21 protein-coding genes and 1 tRNA gene are annotated in these 19,254 nt (G+C 35.0%); 15 read left to right on the top strand and 7 right to left on the bottom strand.

From position 1 onward, the window contains the following. The first annotated feature begins 6 nt into the window (after positions 1 to 6). The 9 genes from KIH23_RS10235 (at position 7) to KIH23_RS10275 (ending at position 6,589) form a co-directional block, all read left to right on the top strand. The gene (locus tag KIH23_RS10235) at positions 7 to 234 is read left to right on the top strand and encodes a UPF0175 family protein (protein WP_213213395.1); all 228 of its coding nucleotides are present in this window, start codon (positions 7 to 9) and stop codon (positions 232 to 234) included. After that, a complete protein-coding gene (locus KIH23_RS10240) occupies positions 227 to 682 on the top strand; it encodes a DUF3368 domain-containing protein (protein ID WP_213213396.1) in 456 nt (151 codons plus the stop codon). The genes KIH23_RS10235 and KIH23_RS10240 overlap by 8 nt, the downstream gene beginning before the upstream one ends. Before the next feature lie 848 nt (positions 683 to 1,530). Beyond that, positions 1,531 to 1,779 carry a DUF6364 family protein gene (locus KIH23_RS10245; RefSeq protein WP_213213397.1) on the top strand — a complete coding sequence of 83 codons (249 nt, stop codon included), beginning with the start codon at positions 1,531 to 1,533 and terminating at the stop codon, positions 1,777 to 1,779. A 3-nt stretch (positions 1,780 to 1,782) separates the two neighbouring features. After that, positions 1,783 to 2,208, top strand: a complete 426-nt coding sequence (locus tag KIH23_RS10250) for a type II toxin-antitoxin system VapC family toxin (protein ID WP_213213398.1) — start codon at positions 1,783 to 1,785, stop codon at positions 2,206 to 2,208. A gap of 288 nt (positions 2,209 to 2,496) precedes the next feature. Beyond that, complete coding sequence (locus KIH23_RS10255; protein WP_213213399.1) at positions 2,497 to 3,570, top strand: HindVP family restriction endonuclease; 1,074 nt, start codon at positions 2,497 to 2,499, stop codon at positions 3,568 to 3,570. A 10-nt stretch (positions 3,571 to 3,580) separates the two neighbouring features. Continuing rightward, complete coding sequence (locus KIH23_RS10260) at positions 3,581 to 4,522, top strand: DNA cytosine methyltransferase (protein WP_213213400.1); 942 nt, start codon at positions 3,581 to 3,583, stop codon at positions 4,520 to 4,522. A gap of 495 nt (positions 4,523 to 5,017) precedes the next feature. Beyond that, positions 5,018 to 5,530 (top strand): hypothetical protein, encoded by a 513-nt coding sequence (locus tag KIH23_RS10265; RefSeq protein WP_213213401.1) that lies wholly within the window; start codon positions 5,018 to 5,020, stop codon positions 5,528 to 5,530. Positions 5,531 to 5,704: 174 nt separating this feature from the next. Further along, entirely contained in the window at positions 5,705 to 6,112 is a 408-nt protein-coding gene (locus KIH23_RS10270) for a hypothetical protein (protein WP_213213402.1), read from the top strand. A gap of 210 nt (positions 6,113 to 6,322) precedes the next feature. Further along, entirely contained in the window at positions 6,323 to 6,589 is a 267-nt protein-coding gene (locus KIH23_RS10275) for a zinc ribbon domain-containing protein (RefSeq protein ID WP_249684893.1), read from the top strand. Positions 6,590 to 7,270: 681 nt separating this feature from the next. Here KIH23_RS10275 and KIH23_RS10280 read toward each other — a convergent pair. Both KIH23_RS10280 and KIH23_RS10285 read right to left on the bottom strand, forming a co-directional pair. Continuing rightward, entirely contained in the window at positions 7,271 to 8,341 is a 1,071-nt protein-coding gene (locus KIH23_RS10280) for an XRE family transcriptional regulator (protein WP_213213403.1), read from the bottom strand. A gap of 81 nt (positions 8,342 to 8,422) precedes the next feature. Next, entirely contained in the window at positions 8,423 to 9,073 is a 651-nt protein-coding gene (locus KIH23_RS10285; protein WP_213213404.1) for a hypothetical protein, read from the bottom strand. Between the two features lie 290 nt (positions 9,074 to 9,363). On the opposite strand from KIH23_RS10285, the gene KIH23_RS10290 reads away from it, so the two are divergent. The 6 genes from KIH23_RS10290 to KIH23_RS10315 all read left to right on the top strand — a co-directional run bounded on the left by KIH23_RS10290 (position 9,364) and on the right by KIH23_RS10315 (position 12,873). After that, positions 9,364 to 10,290: an IS1595 family transposase gene (locus tag KIH23_RS10290; protein ID WP_213213405.1), complete on the top strand. Its 927-nt coding sequence runs from the start codon at positions 9,364 to 9,366 to the stop codon at positions 10,288 to 10,290. Then, positions 10,283 to 10,435 (top strand): hypothetical protein, encoded by a 153-nt coding sequence (locus KIH23_RS10295; protein ID WP_213213406.1) that lies wholly within the window; start codon positions 10,283 to 10,285, stop codon positions 10,433 to 10,435. The genes KIH23_RS10290 and KIH23_RS10295 overlap by 8 nt, the downstream gene beginning before the upstream one ends. Before the next feature lie 563 nt (positions 10,436 to 10,998). After that, positions 10,999 to 11,595: a GyrI-like domain-containing protein gene (locus KIH23_RS10300; RefSeq protein WP_213213407.1), complete on the top strand. Its 597-nt coding sequence runs from the start codon at positions 10,999 to 11,001 to the stop codon at positions 11,593 to 11,595. Beyond that, the gene (locus tag KIH23_RS10305) at positions 11,592 to 12,107 is read left to right on the top strand and encodes a hypothetical protein (protein ID WP_213213408.1); all 516 of its coding nucleotides are present in this window, start codon (positions 11,592 to 11,594) and stop codon (positions 12,105 to 12,107) included. The genes KIH23_RS10300 and KIH23_RS10305 overlap by 4 nt, the downstream gene beginning before the upstream one ends. Before the next feature lie 206 nt (positions 12,108 to 12,313). Beyond that, positions 12,314 to 12,559, top strand: coding sequence for an AbrB/MazE/SpoVT family DNA-binding domain-containing protein (locus tag KIH23_RS10310; protein ID WP_213213409.1), 246 nt, complete (start codon positions 12,314 to 12,316; stop codon positions 12,557 to 12,559). Continuing rightward, positions 12,550 to 12,873: a type II toxin-antitoxin system PemK/MazF family toxin gene (locus KIH23_RS10315; RefSeq protein ID WP_213213410.1), complete on the top strand. Its 324-nt coding sequence runs from the start codon at positions 12,550 to 12,552 to the stop codon at positions 12,871 to 12,873. The genes KIH23_RS10310 and KIH23_RS10315 overlap by 10 nt, the downstream gene beginning before the upstream one ends. 434 nt (positions 12,874 to 13,307) lie before the next feature. Here the strand turns inward: KIH23_RS10315 and KIH23_RS10320 are convergent. The 5 genes from KIH23_RS10320 to KIH23_RS10340 all read right to left on the bottom strand — a co-directional run bounded on the left by KIH23_RS10320 (position 13,308) and on the right by KIH23_RS10340 (position 19,251). Continuing rightward, a tRNA-Ser gene (locus KIH23_RS10320) sits at positions 13,308 to 13,392 on the bottom strand. Between the two features lie 158 nt (positions 13,393 to 13,550). Further along, positions 13,551 to 14,684: a 3,4-dihydroxy-2-butanone-4-phosphate synthase gene (gene ribB / locus KIH23_RS10325; protein ID WP_213213411.1), complete on the bottom strand. Its 1,134-nt coding sequence runs from the start codon at positions 14,682 to 14,684 to the stop codon at positions 13,551 to 13,553. Between the two features lie 5 nt (positions 14,685 to 14,689). Further along, complete coding sequence (locus KIH23_RS10330) at positions 14,690 to 16,129, bottom strand: LptF/LptG family permease (protein WP_213213412.1); 1,440 nt, start codon at positions 16,127 to 16,129, stop codon at positions 14,690 to 14,692. A 4-nt stretch (positions 16,130 to 16,133) separates the two neighbouring features. Next, positions 16,134 to 16,775: a LolA family protein gene (locus tag KIH23_RS10335; protein ID WP_213213413.1), complete on the bottom strand. Its 642-nt coding sequence runs from the start codon at positions 16,773 to 16,775 to the stop codon at positions 16,134 to 16,136. A gap of 1 nt (position 16,776) precedes the next feature. Then, positions 16,777 to 19,251: a DNA translocase FtsK gene (locus tag KIH23_RS10340; RefSeq protein WP_213213414.1), complete on the bottom strand. Its 2,475-nt coding sequence runs from the start codon at positions 19,249 to 19,251 to the stop codon at positions 16,777 to 16,779. Positions 19,252 to 19,254: the final 3 nt, after the last annotated feature.

Genomic DNA, 19,254 nt, shown 5'->3' on the forward strand with positions numbered 1-19,254 from the left:
AAAAAAATGAGAGTAGTTCAATTAAATATACCTGATAGTGTCGAGTTGAAAGATTATGATTTTTCTATGATAATAGCAGCTAAACTCTACGAAGATGCTAAACTATCCGCTGGTCAAGCTGCAGAAATAGCCGGACTTACTAAGAGAGCATTTTTAGAAATATTAGGAAGATACGGTGTTTCAATATTCAGCAATTCAATAGAAGATTTACGTAGAGATATAGCAAATGCATAAAATAGTAATATCTGATACGAGCACTTTAATTTTATTTTCTAAGATTAATGAGTTTGATCTTTTAGAAAAAGTTTACGGACAATTAACTACCACGCCAGAAATCGCTGAAGAATTCGGAGAAGAATTACCTGAATGGATTGCTGTACAATCCGTAAAAGATACCAAATACCAAAAATTTCTTGAAACACAAGTAGATCGAGGTGAAGCTAGTGCATTAGCATTAGCAGCTGAACTTGAAGATGTGCTTTTATTGTTAGATGATTTAAAAGCACGAAAATTGGCATCAAAATTAATGTTCAAGACAACCGGAACACTAGGAATTATTCACAAGGCTAAAGAGCAGTCAATTATTCCGAAAGTGAAACCCTTAATTGAGAAATTACTGTCAACAAATTTTCGAATATCAAGCGAAGTTGTAAATGAGATCCTGAAACTTAACAATGAATAAGATTGCCAGCCACTAACCGCGCATGAAGCGCCATTGCTGGATTTTGTTAGCTTTATGCTTGGTTTTCACGTAAAAATTTTATCTTAGCGGAGCATACGCTGCTCGCTGTTCCGCAACGTTCGCCTATGCGCATCAGGTTAGTGTTCAGCAAGTTTAAAATCTGCGAAAACACAAAAGTTTCGGGCTTTTTCGATAATCATTTTTAAAAACTTTGTGTGAAAATCAGTTCGTAAATCTCAACCGAAAAATTACTCAAATCGGAAACATTTTGACTTTGTTTGCGAACCAAAATTGCGCATAATTTTGCCGAAACACTAACAGCGGTCATAACTTATGGCTGGATTTTCTTTGCTTTATGTTTGGTTTTCACGTTTTTTATTTAGCTTAGCGGAGCGTACGCGGCTCGCTTTTTCGCCACAAGATATGGCCGCAAAACGTTATTGCTTAACAATTTTGAATCGGAAGTCAACACAAAAGTTTTGGGCTTTTTCGATAATCATTTTTAAAAAACTTTGTGTGAAAATTGGTTCGAGATTTTTCAACCGAATGTTTTCTCAATTTTGAATGTTTTGATTTTGTCTGCGCTGACATAAATTGCGTATAATTTTGTCAAGCAATAACAGCGGTCATAACTTATGGCTGGATTTTCTTAGCTTTATGTTTAGCTTTCACGTTTTTTATTTAGCTTAGCGGAGCGTACGCGGGTCGCCTTTCCGCCACAAGATATGGCCGCAAAACGTTAGTGGCAAGCAGAAAGCAACAAACTAGAAACACGTGCTTTTCAAAAAATATTTGCACGTAAAAAAATATCTAAATATATTTGCCTGATAATTTTAAAATTCAGAATCATGAATACCAAGTTAACTTTGACAATAGAGCAAAGCGTGATTGAAAAAGCGAAAAGATATGCAAAAGATAAAGAGCGTAGTTTGTCAAGCTTAATTGAAAATTATCTCAAGGCTCTCACAAAAGAAAATAATCCTAGTGAAATCGAGTTAACGCCAATTGTGAAATCTCTTAAAGGTTCTTTTACAGCTCCAAAAGATTTTGACTACAAAAAAGAATTATCTAATCGACTATCTGAGAAATATCTATAATCAATGACAAGGATACTAATTGACACTGATATAATTCTTGATTTCTTTTTTGATAGACAACCGTTCGCAGAAAATGCAGCTAAAATTTTATCATTATGCGAATCAAAAGAAATAAAAGGTTTTGTAACTCCAGTAATTATAAGCAATGTTTACTATTTACTTAGACAAACAGCGAAGCATGAAAAAGTAATCGAGAAACTAAAATTACTAGTTTCAATTACGGAAGTATTAATAATGGATAAAGATGTAATTGTCCGGGCGCTGAACTCAGATTTTAAAGATTTTGAAGATGCTCTACAAAACTATTCAGCTGAATTGGACAAAGAAATAGATTTGATTCTAACTAGAAATACGAAAGATTTCAAAAATAGCTTATTGGCTGTAATGACTCCGGATAATTACATGAAAATTAAGACTGCCAGCCACTAACCGCGCATGAAGCGCCATTGCTGGATTTTGTTGGCTTTATGTTTGGTTTTCACGTAAAAATTTTATCTTAGCGGAGCATACGCGGCTCGCTGTTCCGCAACGTTCGCCTATGCGCAACACGTTATAGGCAACCCTAAAAAAAATCGAGCGTAAAAAACAAACGTGAATTAATTTCCGACTTAAAAAGGCTATTAAAGCTTCTCTTTTATTTAGCCTTTCTTGATCCAAAAAACATATATTTGCGGTGATTTGAAAATTTAAATTCTTTAAAAGAAACGCAATAGGTTAATGGAACAAAAGCCAGCATTATTCGGAATAAAACATTCAAACAGGGATATATCAAAACCTGATAGTTGGGGAAAAAATAAATTCAATTCAACTTTTCCAGCTGCCTTAATAGCATATATGGATAGTGTTGGGAAAAGCCCTGTTTATTTAAAAATGGGAGCAAATAATTCTATTGAACATAAATATATTTCAGGTGAAGAACTTTTTGTACTAAATCCTTTAGATGAATCTCTTTATTATTCATTTGAATCTTCATTTACTCCATTCCAAACTTTAACCTTGAACAATCCTCCAAGTGTAGATTTAATGCTAATGAATCATAAAACTTCAGAAATTTTAGCAGGTTATGAAGTAAAATTGACCACATTGCCAGATGAAAGTACACACAATCTTTCAGAAGAAAAATATGGTAGTGAAATTGTTATCAGAATGCCTTCGATACATTTTTTAGCTTGTAGTCTAGCTTCAATTTACAAAGAGAATCGAAAAGATTTAAAAAAATACTTCGGTCAAAATGGTTTTGGAAACATTGCAAGTTATACTGAAGCAGCTCAAGTTAACCCAAAAATTGGAGAAATTTGGTCAATCATGAACAACTTGATAACTGATAATCTCGACAAACAAAAACCTGCAATTATCCAACCTATATGGAAAACATTAGGCAAAAGACCTGTTTTAGCTGACAACTGTTTAGATGTATTTGTTTGGTCTGACCTTGCCTTTACTAAACTATTTATGACCGAATCAGCTACAGTTCCATTAGACCCAACTGTTCCTGTAAATAGGCCAACAAGAGCACTAATACAATTGTTCTTTATGCTCAATGAATTCTATATCAGAGGGAATTTTGATTCTAAAGATATTTTTCAAAAGTTAACCTATACAGTTAAAAATGATAAGGCTTTTTCAGTATCTGGAAGAAAAACTAATGTGTTGATGAATTGTGAAGAACTTGTTAGGCCGAGGATAACAAAACAAGAGATAAAAAATATAATTTTAGGTGGTGGTCAAATGCTGCTTTCTCCAGAAAGACGTTTTGACGCGGTATTAGCAAATTCTGCTGATTTATTTTAAATTGTAAACTATGAGGACAGTTGATTTATTTTCTGGATGTGGCGGACTTTCTTTAGGATTAGAGAACGCTGGATTTAATGTTTTGGCAGCCTATGAAAATTGGAATGCTGCTGTGAGTATCTATCAACAAAACTTTAATCATCCCGTTTTTGAATTTGACCTGTCTGATGTTAATGGTGCAATTAATCATATCAATCAATTTAATCCTGACATTATTGTTGGTGGACCGCCTTGTCAAGATTTTTCAAGCGCTGGAAAAAGAAACGAAAATGGAACTCGCGGGGATTTAACTATTTCATATGCACAAATCATTACAGGAGTTATGCCTGAATGGTTTCTTATGGAAAATGTTGACAGAATCAATAAAACAGAGATTTTTGTTGAAGCAAAAAGGCTTCTAAAAGAAGCTGGTTATGGTTTCACTGAAATGGTTCTTGACGCAAGTAAATGTGGCGTGCCTCAAAAAAGAAAAAGAATGTTTTTGATTGGCCAACTTGGAGCTGTTGACAATTTTTTAGCAGAAACATTATTACAAGGTCAATCTAGAAACAGTATGACTATTAGAGATTATTTGGGCGAGCATCTTGAAATTGAACATTATTATCGACATGCAAGGAGTTACGCTCGTCGAGGTATTTTTAGTATTGACGAACCTAGCCCAACTGTTCGAGGAGTAAATAGACCAATTCCACCAAAATATGTATCACATCCCGGAGATTCTACAAGAGATTTAGAATTCGTAAGGCCTTTAACTTCATTAGAAAGATCGTATATACAAACCTTTCCTAGAACATTTAATTGGAATGGTTTAAACAAAACAACTCTAGAACAAATAATTGGAAATGCTGTTCCTGTAAATTTAGCGACATATGTCGGCAATTGTATTATGACATATCGAGAGCAAGCAAATAGGATAGAGAATTTTATAAATCAAAATCTTCAAGAAATTTAATAGTCTACTAACTAAATTTAACAAGGGCAGCCTATAACACTGGCTAAATTCCATGGCTGTTTTTCGGTAAATTGTTCGTTTTATTTTTCTATTTTCGTTTTGTGCTAGCGGAGAAAACTCGGTAACCAAGCCGCCACGAAATCTAGCCAGAAACCGTTAGTGTTCAGCAAGTTTAAAATCTGCGAAAACACAAAAGTTTCGGGCTTTTTCGATAATCATTTTTAAAAACTTTGTGTAAAAATCAGTTCGTAAATCTCAACCGAAAAATTACTCAAATCGGAAACATTTTGATTTTGTTTGCGAACCAAAATTGCGCATAATTTTGCCGAAACACTAACAGCGGTCATAACTTATGGCTGGATTTTCTTAGCTTCATGTTTGGTTTTCACGTTTTTTATTTAGTTTAGCGGAGCGTACGCGGCTCGCTTTACCGCCACAAGATATGGCCGCAAAACGTTACCAGCTATTTCACGAGCAACAACTAAAAATATAAACATGGAAATCAAAACTTTCTGGAATATTATTTTAAAAGGAATTGGATTATGGTTATTAATCAATTCACTATATATTTTTCCTCAAGTTGCAATAACAATATGGACAAGTCAATTTATGCAAGGTTGGAATTCATCAATTCCTGAATTAGTTTTTGGAGTAATTGCACTAATAGTTTACTTTACTATTGCTTGCTTATTTCTATTTAAAACAACATTTTTAATAACCAAATTAGGATTAGAAAAACATTTCACAGAAACCAGAATTGACATATCAGTTTCAACAAATACAGTATTAAAAATTATTGTAATATTAATTGGCGGAATAACTTTGATAAATAGTTTCCCAAATTTCATTAAAGAACTATTTGAATTTTTCCAACAAAAAGAAATATTGAGAAACTATCCAAATATTCCTTGGATGATTTTTCAATTCATCAATTCACTAATTGGTTATATTTTGATTACAAATAGTACTGCAATTGTGAAATTGATTAATAAACAAACAGATAAATAGAAACAGCTGGTAACAGCGGTCATGACTTATGGCTTGATTTTTCAAGCTTCTAGCCTATTTTTCACGAACAAAATTCTATCTTAGCGGAGCGTACGCGGCTCGCTTTTCCGCCACAAGACATGGCCGCAAAACGTTACCAGCAAGTTATTATAAATCGCGTGTAAAGAATATCTTATGAGATTAATAGTTCTAGTATTATTTACAATATTCAGTAGCCAATCAGAACAAATAAACAAAGTTTCTTTATTATATAAAGGCGGTGAAAATAATATTTATGAAAAATTAGATATTTCGGAAGATTCAATTATTTATGAGTCAAAAATTCAAGGCAAAAAAATATTTTCATGTCATGAAAAAACTAAACCTGAATTTTGGGATTCAATAAATAGAGTAATCAATATCTCAAATTTTGACAAAGTAAAAATCAGACCGCATTCAAATGAGTTTCCAATTAGAATAATCACAATTGAAACCCAAAAAAAGTCACACAAAGCTGTTGTTGGATCTCAAGATATGCTTATCAAAGATTTGAATAAAATTTTAGAACAAAAAATCGAACAAATTAGAAAAAAGAAAAGATAACCGCGCATGAAGCGCCATTGCTGGATTTTGTTGGCTTTATGTTTGGTTTTCACGTAAAAATTTTATCTTAGCGGAGCATACGCGGATCGCTGTTCCGCAACGTTCGCCTATGCGCAACACGTTAGCCGCAAGCTTAAACAACGTGACAATCCGAGTTCTTCTGTGAAACATAAACTTTGAAACTTTATCTTTGAATTAAAAATAAACAACATGACAGATTATAGGAATTGCCAATCTTGCGGAATGCCGCTAAAACGAGATGAAAAAAAGGGTGGTACAAATGCTGACGGAAGCATTAGTAAAATGTATTGTTCTTACTGCTTTGAAAATGGCGAGTTTATTTACAAAGGAAATGATGTGAACGAGTTTCAAGAATATTGTAAGCAAAAAATGATTGAAGGTGGACATTCAAGATTTATTTCTTGGCTATTTACAAGAGGAATGCGGAGGTTAACCAGATGGAAAAACAACGTTTAGCAGTTCATTCAAGTTACGGGCTGTTCAAAATTGGACTGATTTTCTTTCGCGTAAAAAAGCCAGCGGCTAACACTTGCTAAGCGCCATTGCTTGATTTTGTTGGCTTTGCGCTTGTTTTTCACGTAAAAACTTTATCGGCAATTATATATCTGTGTAACCCAAAAGCGAAAAGATTAAAATTAAATTATTAAGAGCCTATCCATATTAAGACAAACGTAAAAAAACCTCCAACCTTACACAAGGCGGAGGCACATTCAAACAAGGGCGCATACCTTTATTTGATTTTCCCTAATGAGTAACAAAAAATGCCTAACACTAGGCAAAATTGAAGCGCAAAAGGGATTGTTTCGATTGGAATTGAAACGTGTGTTTCTGAATTCCTTTTCGTTGTTCTTAACATAATTGTAAAATTTAGAGTTTAACAAAAATGTTCTGCGCAGAACAAAACAAAAATAGTCAAAAAAACAAGGCTTTTGTCTTAAAATGGATAGGTTATAATTATTATTTATAATAAATTTTCTAAATTAGCTAAATGAAAAAAGGGATGCTGCGAACACCCCTTTTTATTATCAGGTTTTGGTTTAGTAGACCGTAGCTCTAATGAGAAGCAACCATCGTATATAATCCCTCTAATGTGGGGATTGGTTAATTTACAAGCGCCTTTTTAGGCGCTTTATTTTTTTACATAACTATTCTCATTTTTGCTTTTGATTTTCCATCATTTAAAGTGCCGTAAATATCATCAAATACCTTTTTTGATATATAAAGTTCATCGTGAAAGTCTTCGTTTTCATCTAATGTGGACTCAAAACAATCAAACATCTTTTTTAGTAAAACAGGTTTTGATATTTCAAAATCGTTCGGCTCATTTTTTCTATATCTTGAGAAAGCAGTAGCCCATCTTTTGTATTGCTCAGCAGTTAAAACAGTCTCTTTCGCTTTATATAATAATGCACCTATTGATATTTTCCAGTAAGCCTTTAACTCAAATAATTTATCAAAAGAAAGTCTAGTAAACTCACCTCTTAATGCTGATTTCGGAGCGATAAACTCAGACGCGAATTGATTAGCTTCTTTTTCAATATCTCTTTCTTTGGATAAAAAAGCCTGTGAGTGATTGTGAGCAATTAAATGTAGTAACTCATGACAAATTGTGAAAACCTTTCTCGCATTTTGTATTTTATCATTTATTAAAATCACAGGGACTCCGTTTACGTAAAAACTTACTCCGTCAAAATGTTTATTTTGAGAAGATATGAAATCAAAATCATAGAAAAATATAACAACCCCGCTTTTTTCTAAAAGCCTAACAATATCTTCAATAGGCTTTCTACCTAAGCCAAAATAATCTCTAATTTCGTTAGCTAAATACTCTGCATCGTTGTTGAAATCTTCCAAATCAATTAAAGGTATTTTGTTTTCGGGTATTTCTACGGCTTCTAATAAAATAGAGATATGATTAGCAATAATTTGTAATCTTGACTCAAAAAGGTCTGTATATTTTTTTGGGATGTTTGCGCTAGCTCTGTAATAAACTTTTAATTGGGGGTAGTGTAACTTTTGTTTGAAAAAGTTCTGACCAAATTCTGATTGAAGTTTAGACACAATATCTTCACTCAAAGGCTTTGTGCTTTTTTCAATGCCGCTGATTAAAGACTGTGAAACTCCTAAATCTTCCGAAAAATCTTTTTGGCTCTTACCTTTATAGGTTCTAGCCAATCTAAGTAATTCGTTGTCTAATATTGGTGCCATAGTGTGATTCGTTTATCTCAAGTTGCTTAAATTTGATTTTTATTTCTTTGAAGTGAGGTCTATTATTGGGTAGGTTAATAATTATTTTTGGGTGCTACCGTCCTTTTTTGAACGGCCTTTTTTCTTATTAATAAATTCAATTTTCGGCTTAACTGGTAAATCGTCATCTTGGTTAAGAATCGAAAACAAGTTTTGCTCGTCTAGGTTCATCAGGCTCATGATAAAATCAATCCCCCCGTCCTTATAATGCGCCACGCGCACATCACTCAAAGACCCTTTAAAATCTAAAATATATCCTATGTAGAATATCGGCAAAGGTTTTAAAATACCCATTTTTGCTAATGTTTCTAGCATAGAAGTGCTATATTTTGAAAGATTGCCAGACATTGCGTCTTTAAATCGCTTTGACTCCACACCTCTAACCATGCTCTTTGAGTTCATCTCCTTGAAACAAAACAAGGCTTTTCCGTCAAGCATATAATAGTCTACTCCGTGTGATTTCAAATGATTTATATTTCGCCCGATCTCATCTATATACATCTCTTTCCATTTCTTTTTGATGTGAGAATTTCTCCACACTGGTTTTCCGCATCGATAAGAATATTGTTCGACATCACTTTCAAATTCTCTTTTGGAGCCATTAACTCCGGCTACAACAGCATTTTTTGCTATGTTAAAGAATCGATATACTAAATCTTCATCGATTCCTTGCTCATGAAAATAATTTTTCATAATTTTACTTAAAATTAAGTCTCAATAATAGACCTCACTATTTCAAAGAACATTCCCTTTCCCGCCAGAAAGGGATTTTTTGTTTGTGCTAAGATAATGAAAATTTTTTAACATAATTTTTTTAAATAAAATTTTATTAACATTACAAGTTAATTACTTTAAATTATTACTTTTGAGGCGTTAAGCAATTATAACCAATTGTTGTTTGTACATATATCACTAAATAATTACAAAAATATTTGTTTATGTAATTTTATCGCTTTATATTTACATCATCAAATAACAACAATATGAAAACCGCTAAAGATTTAAGAGATTTCGATAGTTTATTCCAACTTCTAGACTACTTCACTACTGAAGAAATTTGCGAGGAACATTTAGCGGTTATCCGTTGGAATGGTGAACCTGCTTGCCCTTATTGCGAATCAACCAAAGTAAACACTTTGAAAGGTAAAACCCAACGTTACAAATGCTATGGATGTAGAAAACAATTTGGCGTTAAAGTGGGTACAATATTCCATGATTCAAAAATATCTTTACGCAAATGGTTTGTAGCTATTTATTTGGTTACTGCTCACAAAAAGGGTATTTCATCATGTCAGTTATCACGTGATTTAAAAATTACTCAAAAAGCCGCTTGGTTTGTATTACAGAGAATCCGTGAGACTTACAATGTAGATGCAGAACCGTTCACCGGAACTGTTGAGATCGACGAAACTTACATCGGTGGAAAAGAGACCAACAAACACGCAAGCAAAAAAGCTAAAAATCCTTACGTTGGTACAAAAGTTCCGGTGCTGGGTATTTTAGAGCGTGACGGAAAAGTATTTGCTGTTCCGGTTAAAAACAAAAGCGCAAAACAACTTTTGCCTATTATGGTAGAAACTGTTGAGGCCGGAGCAACAATTTACACCGACGAATGGAAAGCATACAAACCATTGAAAAAAGATTTCAATCACTCTTTTGTGTGTCACTCTGCAAATGAATATGTTTCAGGTAGTGTTCACACTAACGGAATTGAAAATTTTTGGTCATTGCTTAAAAGAGGTCTTGACGGAATTTACCACCAAGTTAGCGACAAACATTTAGGCCGTTATGTAAATGAGTTCACGTTCCGTTTTAATAACCGCGATTTGTCAGAGGGAAGCAAATTTGATGTAGCTTTGGCAAACGGAACTAACAAAAGATTGGACTATAAAACCCTAATCAATGGATAAAAAACCGAAAAGAGAAAACGACATACCGCGCCCCGAAAAGGACGTAAGAATTGACAAAACAGAGCCAAAATTTAATGCGGCTCTTTCTGCATTTGTAAAAACTCATACTAAAAAACCTAAATCAAATGACGATTCAGGCAATTAGTAAACTATACACCGCAAACACTAATAACCGAGTTGTGTTGTTCTCAACCAACTTGAAAGAGTTTGCAGACGCGTTGGCGAAAATAGAGCCTAATGCAGCGCCTTATCACACTATGCGACGGAGCTTCGAGAAAAAAAGCGAATTAGAGTTTACCGGAGTGTCAGGAAAGGTGTATTTGTTGCAGGAAGTCTATAACGCTAAAAAGGAATCGAATTTATCGTAGGGCGCATATAGTTGCCAAATTTTCATCGATTCTGAAAACAAAACGCAAAGTCTCGCGCTTTTGAAAAAACTCTGTCTCACGAACTGTAAACGTGCGATATGAAAAGTAAAGGGGAACCCGAGAAACCGACAAACGATTTTACCGAGTTTGTCAAAACATTTTAGCTAATTTTTTATCCTGCCGAAAATAGCTTAAATTGGCAGGACGGAAAAAACGCTAAGATTGGGTTACACAAGTATATAATTGCCACTTTATCTTAGCGGAGCTTACTCGGCTCGCTTTTCCGCAACGCGCGCCTAGCAAGAGAACGTTAGCGGCAAGCATAAAAAGACAGACACCAATGGAAAAATTAGATTTAGCAAAAACATACAAAGAATACTATTCTGCCAAGTCAAGTGCAGAAAAAGTATCGTTTGGACAAATTCCTTACTTGACTATTTTAGGCAAAGGCGAACCAGCAGGAAAAGAATTTTCCGAAAAAGCAGGTGCAATTTATCCTGTTGCTTACGGAGTTAAGAAAATCTGTAAAGAGACTATTCAGGACTTTGGAGTTCCTAAATTGGAAGGACTTTGGTGGGTGAACGACAAACGACCTGCGTTGGAAGTTCCACGTTCAGAATGGCATTGGAAACTTCTTATCAGAATGCCTGATTTTGTCACAGAAAAAATGGTTGAAAAAGCAATTGATGAAGTTGTAAAAAAGAAGACAGAAACCGCATCCGAAGTAAAATTTGAAATTATTGATGAAGGTGATTTGGTTAGTATCCTGCACGTTGGTTCTTATAAAACTGAACCTGAAAGCATCAGACAAATGGATGACTTTATCACAGCTCATAAACTGACAAAAAACGGGCTTCACCACGAAATATATCTCTCGGACCCCAACAAAACTGAGCCGGACAAATTAAGAACCATTTTGAGACAACCTGTAAAGTGAACAAATTTCAAGACATATTAAAAGGTGGTGACCTTCGTTCCATTGGCAAAGCCAATAAAATCGTTGCAATGGTAAATAACCAGACAGCGTTTGATGAATTGTTTGAAGGTCTGACTTATTCGGACAGGAAAGTTGTAATGCGTACGGCAGACGCTATTGAAAAAATTACATTAAGAAAATCAGACTATTTACAAAAACATAAAATAGAATTACTGAACCTATGCCAAAGTGCAAAAGACATAGAACTGAAATGGCATTTGGCATTGCTTGTTTCACGGCTAAATTTGACACAGAAAGAATTAGGAAATACGTGGGACTTATTGACCAAATGGGCAAGTGACAGAAAAGAAAGTAAAATAGTGAGAGTAAACTCAATTCAGGGACTATTCAATTTGTTGCAACAAAACCCCTCATTATCGCAGGACTTTAATTTGACGCTTTCTGAAATTGGAAAAGAAAACGTAGCCTCATTAAATGCAAGAATCAAAAAACTACAAAATGCCAGCCGCTAACCCTTGCTAAGCGCCATTGCTTGATTTTGTTGGCTTTAAGCTTGTTTCTCACGAGAAAATTCTATCTTAGCGGAGCGTACTCGGCTCTCTTTTCCGCAACGTTCGCCTAGCAAGAGAACGTTACCAGATATTGCAAAAAAAATCGTGGTAAAAATTGGATAATTCATTTTAAGTAATAACTTTGTGCGTACAAAAATAAAAACAAAATGGATATTTCTGTTATTCCTATCGGCAACTCAAAAGGCATTCGTTTGTCAAAAACTCTTCTGGAGAAATATAATATAACTGACAAGGTTGAACTAATTCTTGAAAAAGGATATATCATTCTTAAACCAAAATCAGAGCCTAGAAGTGGTTGGGAAAAATCATTCAAAAAGATGCATCAAAACGGAGACGATAAACTCATGATTGACGATGTATTTGAAGATGAAAATTTTGAAGAATGGAATTAAAACAATATCAAATAGTTTTGGTCAATCTTGACCCAACAATCGGAAGTGAAATAAAAAAAACTAGACCGTGCGTAATTATTTCACCAAACGAAATGAACAAATATTTACAGACAATCGTTGTTGCGCCAATGACGAGCAGTTCTAAAAATTATCCAACAAGAATTGAAGTTCATCACAACAAAACCAAAGGTTGGATTGTGCTTGATCAAATCAGAACTGTTGACAGAATTCGAATTACTAAAACTTTTGAAAGTTTGACTGAACAAGAAATTCAAAAGGTTAAGGAAATTATGAAAGAAACCTACGTTGACTAAAAGCAACATCTGGTAACAGCGGTCATAACTTATGGCTGGATTTTCTTTGCTTTATGTTTGGTTTTCACGTTTTTTATTTAGTTTAGCGGAGCGTACGCGGCTCGCTTTTCCGCCACAAGACATGGCCGCAAAACGTTATAGGCGATTTTGACGCAGACTCAAGAATCTAACGCAATTTTTAAGACAAAAATCTACTTAAAATTGTGTTATGAAAACAGCTTACAACAATAGGCAACTTTTGGTAACCTAAAGAATTTATCAAAAACGCAGGGGACCAAATAGGATACCTGTCGAATGAGATATAAAGTATAAAATGAGATAACTCATTTCTGAACTTCTTTATCCTAAATAACTCTTAGGTGCCGTAAAATATAGGGTTGTATAAAAAAGGAAAGTACTTAAAAGTAAAAAGCACCCTTTTGAGGTGCTTTTCGCGGAGAAAGAGGGATTCGAACCCCCGGACCTGTTACAGTCAACAGTTTTCAAGACTGCCGCAATCGACCACTCTGCCATTTCTCCAATATGTTTTGCACCAATTGCTCAATGCGGTTGCAAATATAGAAACCTTTTTCTGTTTTGCAAAAAGTATTAAAACAAAATTTAAATAATTTTAAAGCGTTTTTTTTAATTCATTCATTTGCATTAATTTACTGTTTCAAATTCTTCTAAAAAAATGCTTAAAACGCAACATAATCAGTAATTTCAAGACCATAGCCAATCATTCCAACGCGTTTAGTTTGTTCAGAATTAGTCAACAATTTTATTTTACAAATATCTAGATCGTGCAAAATTTGTGCACCAATCCCAAAATCTTTTGTATCCATTTTGATTTGTGGTGCTTTGAATTCACCACTGGCTTGAAGCACTTTTAATTCGTTAATTCGATTAAGTAAATCAGTATTGTGGTATTCTTGATTGATAAATAAAATGGCTCCTTTACCTGCTTCGTTAATCATTTGAAACATCACATCTAATTTTTTGTCAGCATTCGTTGTAAGCGTGCCTAGAATATCATTGTTTACTTGTGTTGAATTGATGCGTGTGAGCACAGCTTCCCCCTTATTCCAAGTACCTTTCGTTAAGGCAATATGCACTTGTTTGTTGGTCGTTTGCTGATAAGCTCTGAGTCTATATTCACCAAAACGAGTCGTAATGTCAAAGTCCTCCTTTTTGACAATCAAACTGTCGTGTTGCATGCGGTAGGCTACCAAATCTTCAATAGAAACTAATTTTAAATTGAATTTTTTAGCTACTTCAATAAGTTCTGGCAAACGTGCCATAGAACCGTCTTCATTCATAATTTCAACAATAACACCGGCTGGTTTGAATCCGGCCAAACGAGCAAAATCGATGGCCGCTTCAGTATGACCTGTTCGTCTGAGCACACCGCCTTGTTTGGCTATGAGCGGAAAAATGTGACCTGGCTTAGCTAATTCATGTGCTTTAGTATCTGTATTGATTAATGCTTGGATTGTCTTAGCTCTATCAGAAGCTGAAATACCGGTAGTTACTCCATGTCCACGCAAATCAACTGATACCGTAAAAGCTGTTTCCATCGGATCAGTATTATTGTTGACCATGGCATGCAATCCAAGTTCTTTGCATCGATTCTCAGTTAGTGGAGCACAAATAAGTCCTCGTCCATGCATGGCCATAAAGTTGATCATTTCAGGCGTTACCTTATCGGCAGCAGCCACAAAATCACCTTCATTTTCACGATCTTCATCATCTACTACAATAATAATTTTGCCTTGACGAATATCTTCAATGGCTTCTTCAATGGTGTTGAGTTGTATTTTTTGAGCCTCCATGAGCTTTAGTTTTCTTCTGATTTAGTAGGAAGTATTTTCTGAAATAATTTTTGAATAGGTACAGTTATGTTGTCAAGGTTAATCAATCCAATATCATTAGTGGCTCTGTAAGTAAGCAAAATGGCTAAAGGCAACAATACCATTGATGATAACCAACAACCCATAAACGGTGTTATTTCGTTTTCTTGAGCGACTTTTTTACCAAAAGTATTGATGAAATGAAACAATATAAAAATAGTCACGGCAAATACAATGGGCAGGCCTAAACCACCTTTTCTGATAATTGCTCCTAGTGGTGCTCCAATAAAAAACATGAGTAAACAAGCAAAAGCAATAACCAGCTTGTCATAAACAGCAATCCAATGCTCATTGATATTTTCGGTTTTACCAAAAAGTTCGTTTTTGTAACTTTCAACAGAAAAATTATAGCTCGTAATACTGCTACTGGCCACACGTAATAAATTGGCTTGTTCTTGTACGCTATAATTTGAAAGGATATTTTGCTTGAACTTTTTGCTTTCATCTGCTGGTTTTGAGGCATTAAAAGCTAATCCGTTTCTAACAAATGAGTTGTCAGCAATAGATGTAACGTCTTTTTGGTAATCGGTATTGAGCGAATCAATAGTGATAAGCAACTCTTTAATATTGAGCATTTTATCGGTATCTTTAACCAAATCCTCGTCTGAATCAGCGCTTTTAAGTTTGGTTAAATCAATGTTGATCACATACCGCTTAAATGAACTTTTGGCAAAAGGCATTTTATTTCGGTCTTCATATTTTTTCGGGATAATATCCTCATAATAAAATCCGTCTCTAAGAATTAACTGAAGTATATTTGAATTTTCACTGCTTACCAATTCACCCGTTTTAGCTTTGATAACGTTTTTGCTTCCGTCATAATCATTAACTTTTTTGTGGATGGTAACACCAGTCAAGAAATTTCCGTTGGGTCCGGATTTCTTTTCAACTTTAATATTATACAAACCAACATCGCTGAATTGCCCTTCAGCTATGGCCATTGCAGGTTTCATTTGGGCGATACTTCTGCGAAAATTGATGAATTTATATTCGGCATATGGAATCACATTGTTGGCAAAAAAGAAAGCACAAAAACTCAATAAAATAATAAAAAACGTGAGCCCCCGCATACTTCTTTGTAAAGAAATTCCGGCAGATTTCATGGCGGCAAATTCATAGTTTTCTGCCAATGATCCAAAAGTCATAATTGATGCCAACAACACTGAAAGCGGCAGCACAAGTGGCACCAAGCTAGGCATTTTGAATAGTAAAAACTTGACAATTAATACAAAATCTAAGTCTTTTCCGGCCAATTCAGCAATAAACAACCAAACCGTTTGCAGAATAAAAATCAGCAGCAGAATAACAAATACGCTGGTAAATGTGGTCAGAAATGACTTTAGAATATATCGGTCAAGAATTTTCACCGGCTTAGTCTAACTTATTGATGTAATATTTTGGATATTTGGCTTGCTCAAAGGTAAATTGATTTTTTGGCAAAGTTTGATTGGTTTTAAACGAAAGAACTGTAAGTGTAGTTTTGGTTCCGTTTTTACCAACTTCAATAACAGTGTAGATGTTTTTAGTTTGTTGATCAATTCCGAGCAAAATTTCTTTTCGTTTGTCTTTAGAAGAAGTCGGAACTAACTTAACATATTGTATTTTGCGCCCTTTTATATTCTGAACAATGTCCCAAGTGTATTTGTAACCGCTGTTGTAAAAGGTAAGCATCTTTGATGGCGTTACAGCATTTTCATCTTTTTCGTTGAGTTTAGAAATGGTAATTTCTTCATCTTCCGGATTAATAGTGTAGACTTTTTTACCGTCAAAAAGCTTGGTAACACCCATGAGATTTAAGACATACATATTGCCTTTCATAGCTACATTTCCTTTGCTTTCTTGGTTGACGTTTTCTTTTTGATTATTCAACGCATATTTAAAGTCAATAACAATGTTGTCATAACTTTTTACCTTAGCAGTTACCTGATCGAGTAATTCTTTTGCCTTTTTGTCTTGAGCACATGCCGAAAAGCAAATGAAATAGACAAATAAAATTGAGGCAACTTTTTTCATATTAATGATCGTTTTGTTCGTTGTTAAAAAATTGTTCAAGCGCGCTTAAATCAGTAATGTTCACACTTCGGGCCTTGCTGCCTTCAAACGGACCAACAATACCCGCAGCTTCGAGTTGGTCAATAAGACGGCCGGCGCGGTTGTAGCCTAACTTTAGTTTTCGTTGCAGCAATGATGCTGAACCTTGTTGTGAGGTCACGATAATTTCTGCGGCTTCTCTAAAAAGTGAATCTCTTTCAGAAATATCAAAATCGAGATTGATTCCGCTGTCTTCACCCACAAATTCCGGCAATAAATAGGCATCTGAATATCCTTTTTGCGAACCTATAAACTCTGTGATTTTTTCAACTTCTGGCGTATCCACAAAAGCACATTGCACACGAATGAGGTCATTGCCGTTGGTGTACAATAAATCTCCGCGACCAATAAGCTGATCAGCACCTTGTGTATCCAAAATAGTACGTGAGTCAATTTTTGAAGTTACTCTAAAAGCAATACGCGCCGGAAAGTTGGCTTTAATAATACCCGTAATTACGTTAACCGACGGACGTTGCGTGGCAATGATCAAGTGAATTCCGATGGCACGCGCCAATTGAGCCAAACGAGCAATCGGGGTTTCAACTTCTTTACCTGCAGTCATGATCAAATCGGCGAACTCATCAACCACCAATACAATATAAGGCAAGAAACGATGTCCGTTTTCAGGATTCAATCTGCGCGATTTGAACTTTTCGTTGTATTCTTTGATGTTACGCACCATGGCATCTTTGAGCAAAGAATAACGGTTGTCCATTTCAACACACAATGAGTTGAGTGTATTGATGACCTTGGTATTATCAGTAATGATGGCATCACCGGAATCAGGCAACTTGGCCAAATAATGACGTTCGATTTTGTTAAATAAGGTAAGTTCCACTTTTTTAGGATCCACCAAAACAAACTTTACTTCGGCCGGATGTTTTTTATACAACAACGACGTCAAAACGGCATTGAGACCAACGGATTTACCTTGACCGGTAGCACCCGCCATAAGCAAGTGTGGCATTTTGGCCAAATCAACCACAAAGGTTTCATTAGAAATGGTTTTTCCTAAAGCAATCGGCAATTCCATCTCGGCTTCTTGAAACTTCGCTGAACCAATCACGGTTTTCATTGAAACGGTTGTAGGGTTTTTGTTCGGAACTTCAATACCTATGGTTCCTTTTCCGGGAATCGGCGCGATGATCCGAATGCCTAAAGCCGAAAGTGACAACGCTATATCATCTTCTAAACTTTTGATTTTAGAAATTCTAATACCCGCTTCAGGAACAATTTCATACAAAGTTACCGACGGGCCTACCGTTGCTTTAATTTGAGCAATCTCAATTTTGTAATTGCGCAGGGTTTCAACGATGGTGTTTTTATTTTCTTCAAGCTCGGCTTGGTTGATGGTAATACCACCTCCGGAATATTCTTTGAGCAAATCAAGTGTCGGAAATTTATAGTTAGAAAGCTCTAGTGTTGGATCAAATAAACCAAAATCAGCTACGAGTTTATCGGCTAGATTTTCTTCAATAATGTCTTCTTCAGGCGCTTGTTCTATCACAAATGATTCGTCTTCAGATACGATGGTTGCCGAAGCTGTTTTCAGAACCGGCTCAGGAATATCTTCTTCGTCTTCTTCAATAATGATAGGCTTGGCGCGATGATCTAAGTGAATTTCAGAGGGATGTTCGATGGTGGGTTTGAGTGATTCTTTGTTGATTTCAAAAGTGGATGCTTTTACCGGCTCAGGTTGAATGTTCTGTTCAGGAATTTCATCAACAGCATATTCTTCAAGGTTGTATGCAGTTGTTTCTGAAGTTTTATCACTATGGTTCAACGCGGCAGCATTCTGAAATTCATCATCCATCTCTTTTTTGTTGCGCTCAAAAAATGACTTGACTGCCTCTGGAGATATTTTTATTTTGAAAATCAAGTAAACTACAATCCCCAAAACCAACACCAATAATGTTCCGATTCGGCCAATGTAATCTTGAATAAAGAGATTCATTTCATAACCAATAGTTCCACCCAGTTCTGGCAAAGAATTGGCAAAAAATCCGAAAAGAACCGAAATCAGTATGATTGCAAACAAATCCCAAAACCAAACATTTTTGAGTTTTTTAAACGAAATGTCTAAAGCAATAAAAGCTCCGGTCAAGAAAAATAATTTAACAAACAAAAATGAAGCAACTCCAAAACCTTTATAAATAAAGACATCTGATAATAAAGCGCCAAATTTACCCAACCAATTATGAGCTTTTTCACCTCGGTCAGCAAGCATATTTAGTGTGCTCTGATCTTCATGACCATGGATAAAAAAAGAAATAAAAGCAACCAATAAGGCTATTGAAAACAAAACCAAAACACTACCCAACAGCATTTGGTATTTTCTATTGAATTTCCATGGCTTTTTTTCGGTAGCCGGCTGTGTTTCTTTTTTGGTTTTAGCCATTTA

The sequence above is a fragment of the Flavobacterium sp. CYK-55 genome (assembly GCF_018413465.1).
Lineage (GTDB): Bacteria > Bacteroidota > Bacteroidia > Flavobacteriales > Flavobacteriaceae > Flavobacterium.

What these genes read in the sequence shown, in the direction of transcription:
- KIH23_RS10235 (WP_213213395.1), top strand. Translation starts at nt 7, where the DNA reads ATGAGAGTAGTTCAATTAAATATACCTGATAGTGTCGAGTTGAAAGAT.
- KIH23_RS10240 (WP_213213396.1), top strand. Translation starts at nt 227, where the DNA reads ATGCATAAAATAGTAATATCTGATACGAGCACTTTAATTTTATTTTCT.
- KIH23_RS10245 (WP_213213397.1), top strand. Translation starts at nt 1,531, where the DNA reads ATGAATACCAAGTTAACTTTGACAATAGAGCAAAGCGTGATTGAAAAA.
- KIH23_RS10250 (WP_213213398.1), top strand. Translation starts at nt 1,783, where the DNA reads ATGACAAGGATACTAATTGACACTGATATAATTCTTGATTTCTTTTTT.
- KIH23_RS10255 (WP_213213399.1), top strand. Translation starts at nt 2,497, where the DNA reads ATGGAACAAAAGCCAGCATTATTCGGAATAAAACATTCAAACAGGGAT.
- KIH23_RS10260 (WP_213213400.1), top strand. Translation starts at nt 3,581, where the DNA reads ATGAGGACAGTTGATTTATTTTCTGGATGTGGCGGACTTTCTTTAGGA.
- KIH23_RS10265 (WP_213213401.1), top strand. Translation starts at nt 5,018, where the DNA reads ATGGAAATCAAAACTTTCTGGAATATTATTTTAAAAGGAATTGGATTA.
- KIH23_RS10270 (WP_213213402.1), top strand. Translation starts at nt 5,705, where the DNA reads ATGAGATTAATAGTTCTAGTATTATTTACAATATTCAGTAGCCAATCA.
- KIH23_RS10275 (WP_249684893.1), top strand. Translation starts at nt 6,323, where the DNA reads ATGACAGATTATAGGAATTGCCAATCTTGCGGAATGCCGCTAAAACGA.
- KIH23_RS10280 (WP_213213403.1), bottom strand. Translation starts at nt 8,341, where the DNA reads ATGGCACCAATATTAGACAACGAATTACTTAGATTGGCTAGAACCTAT.
- KIH23_RS10285 (WP_213213404.1), bottom strand. Translation starts at nt 9,073, where the DNA reads ATGAAAAATTATTTTCATGAGCAAGGAATCGATGAAGATTTAGTATAT.
- KIH23_RS10290 (WP_213213405.1), top strand. Translation starts at nt 9,364, where the DNA reads ATGAAAACCGCTAAAGATTTAAGAGATTTCGATAGTTTATTCCAACTT.
- KIH23_RS10295 (WP_213213406.1), top strand. Translation starts at nt 10,283, where the DNA reads ATGGATAAAAAACCGAAAAGAGAAAACGACATACCGCGCCCCGAAAAG.
- KIH23_RS10300 (WP_213213407.1), top strand. Translation starts at nt 10,999, where the DNA reads ATGGAAAAATTAGATTTAGCAAAAACATACAAAGAATACTATTCTGCC.
- KIH23_RS10310 (WP_213213409.1), top strand. Translation starts at nt 12,314, where the DNA reads ATGGATATTTCTGTTATTCCTATCGGCAACTCAAAAGGCATTCGTTTG.
- KIH23_RS10315 (WP_213213410.1), top strand. Translation starts at nt 12,550, where the DNA reads ATGGAATTAAAACAATATCAAATAGTTTTGGTCAATCTTGACCCAACA.
- ribB (WP_213213411.1), bottom strand. Translation starts at nt 14,684, where the DNA reads ATGGAGGCTCAAAAAATACAACTCAACACCATTGAAGAAGCCATTGAA.
- KIH23_RS10335 (WP_213213413.1), bottom strand. Translation starts at nt 16,775, where the DNA reads ATGAAAAAAGTTGCCTCAATTTTATTTGTCTATTTCATTTGCTTTTCG.
- KIH23_RS10340 (WP_213213414.1), bottom strand. Translation starts at nt 19,251, where the DNA reads ATGGCTAAAACCAAAAAAGAAACACAGCCGGCTACCGAAAAAAAGCCA.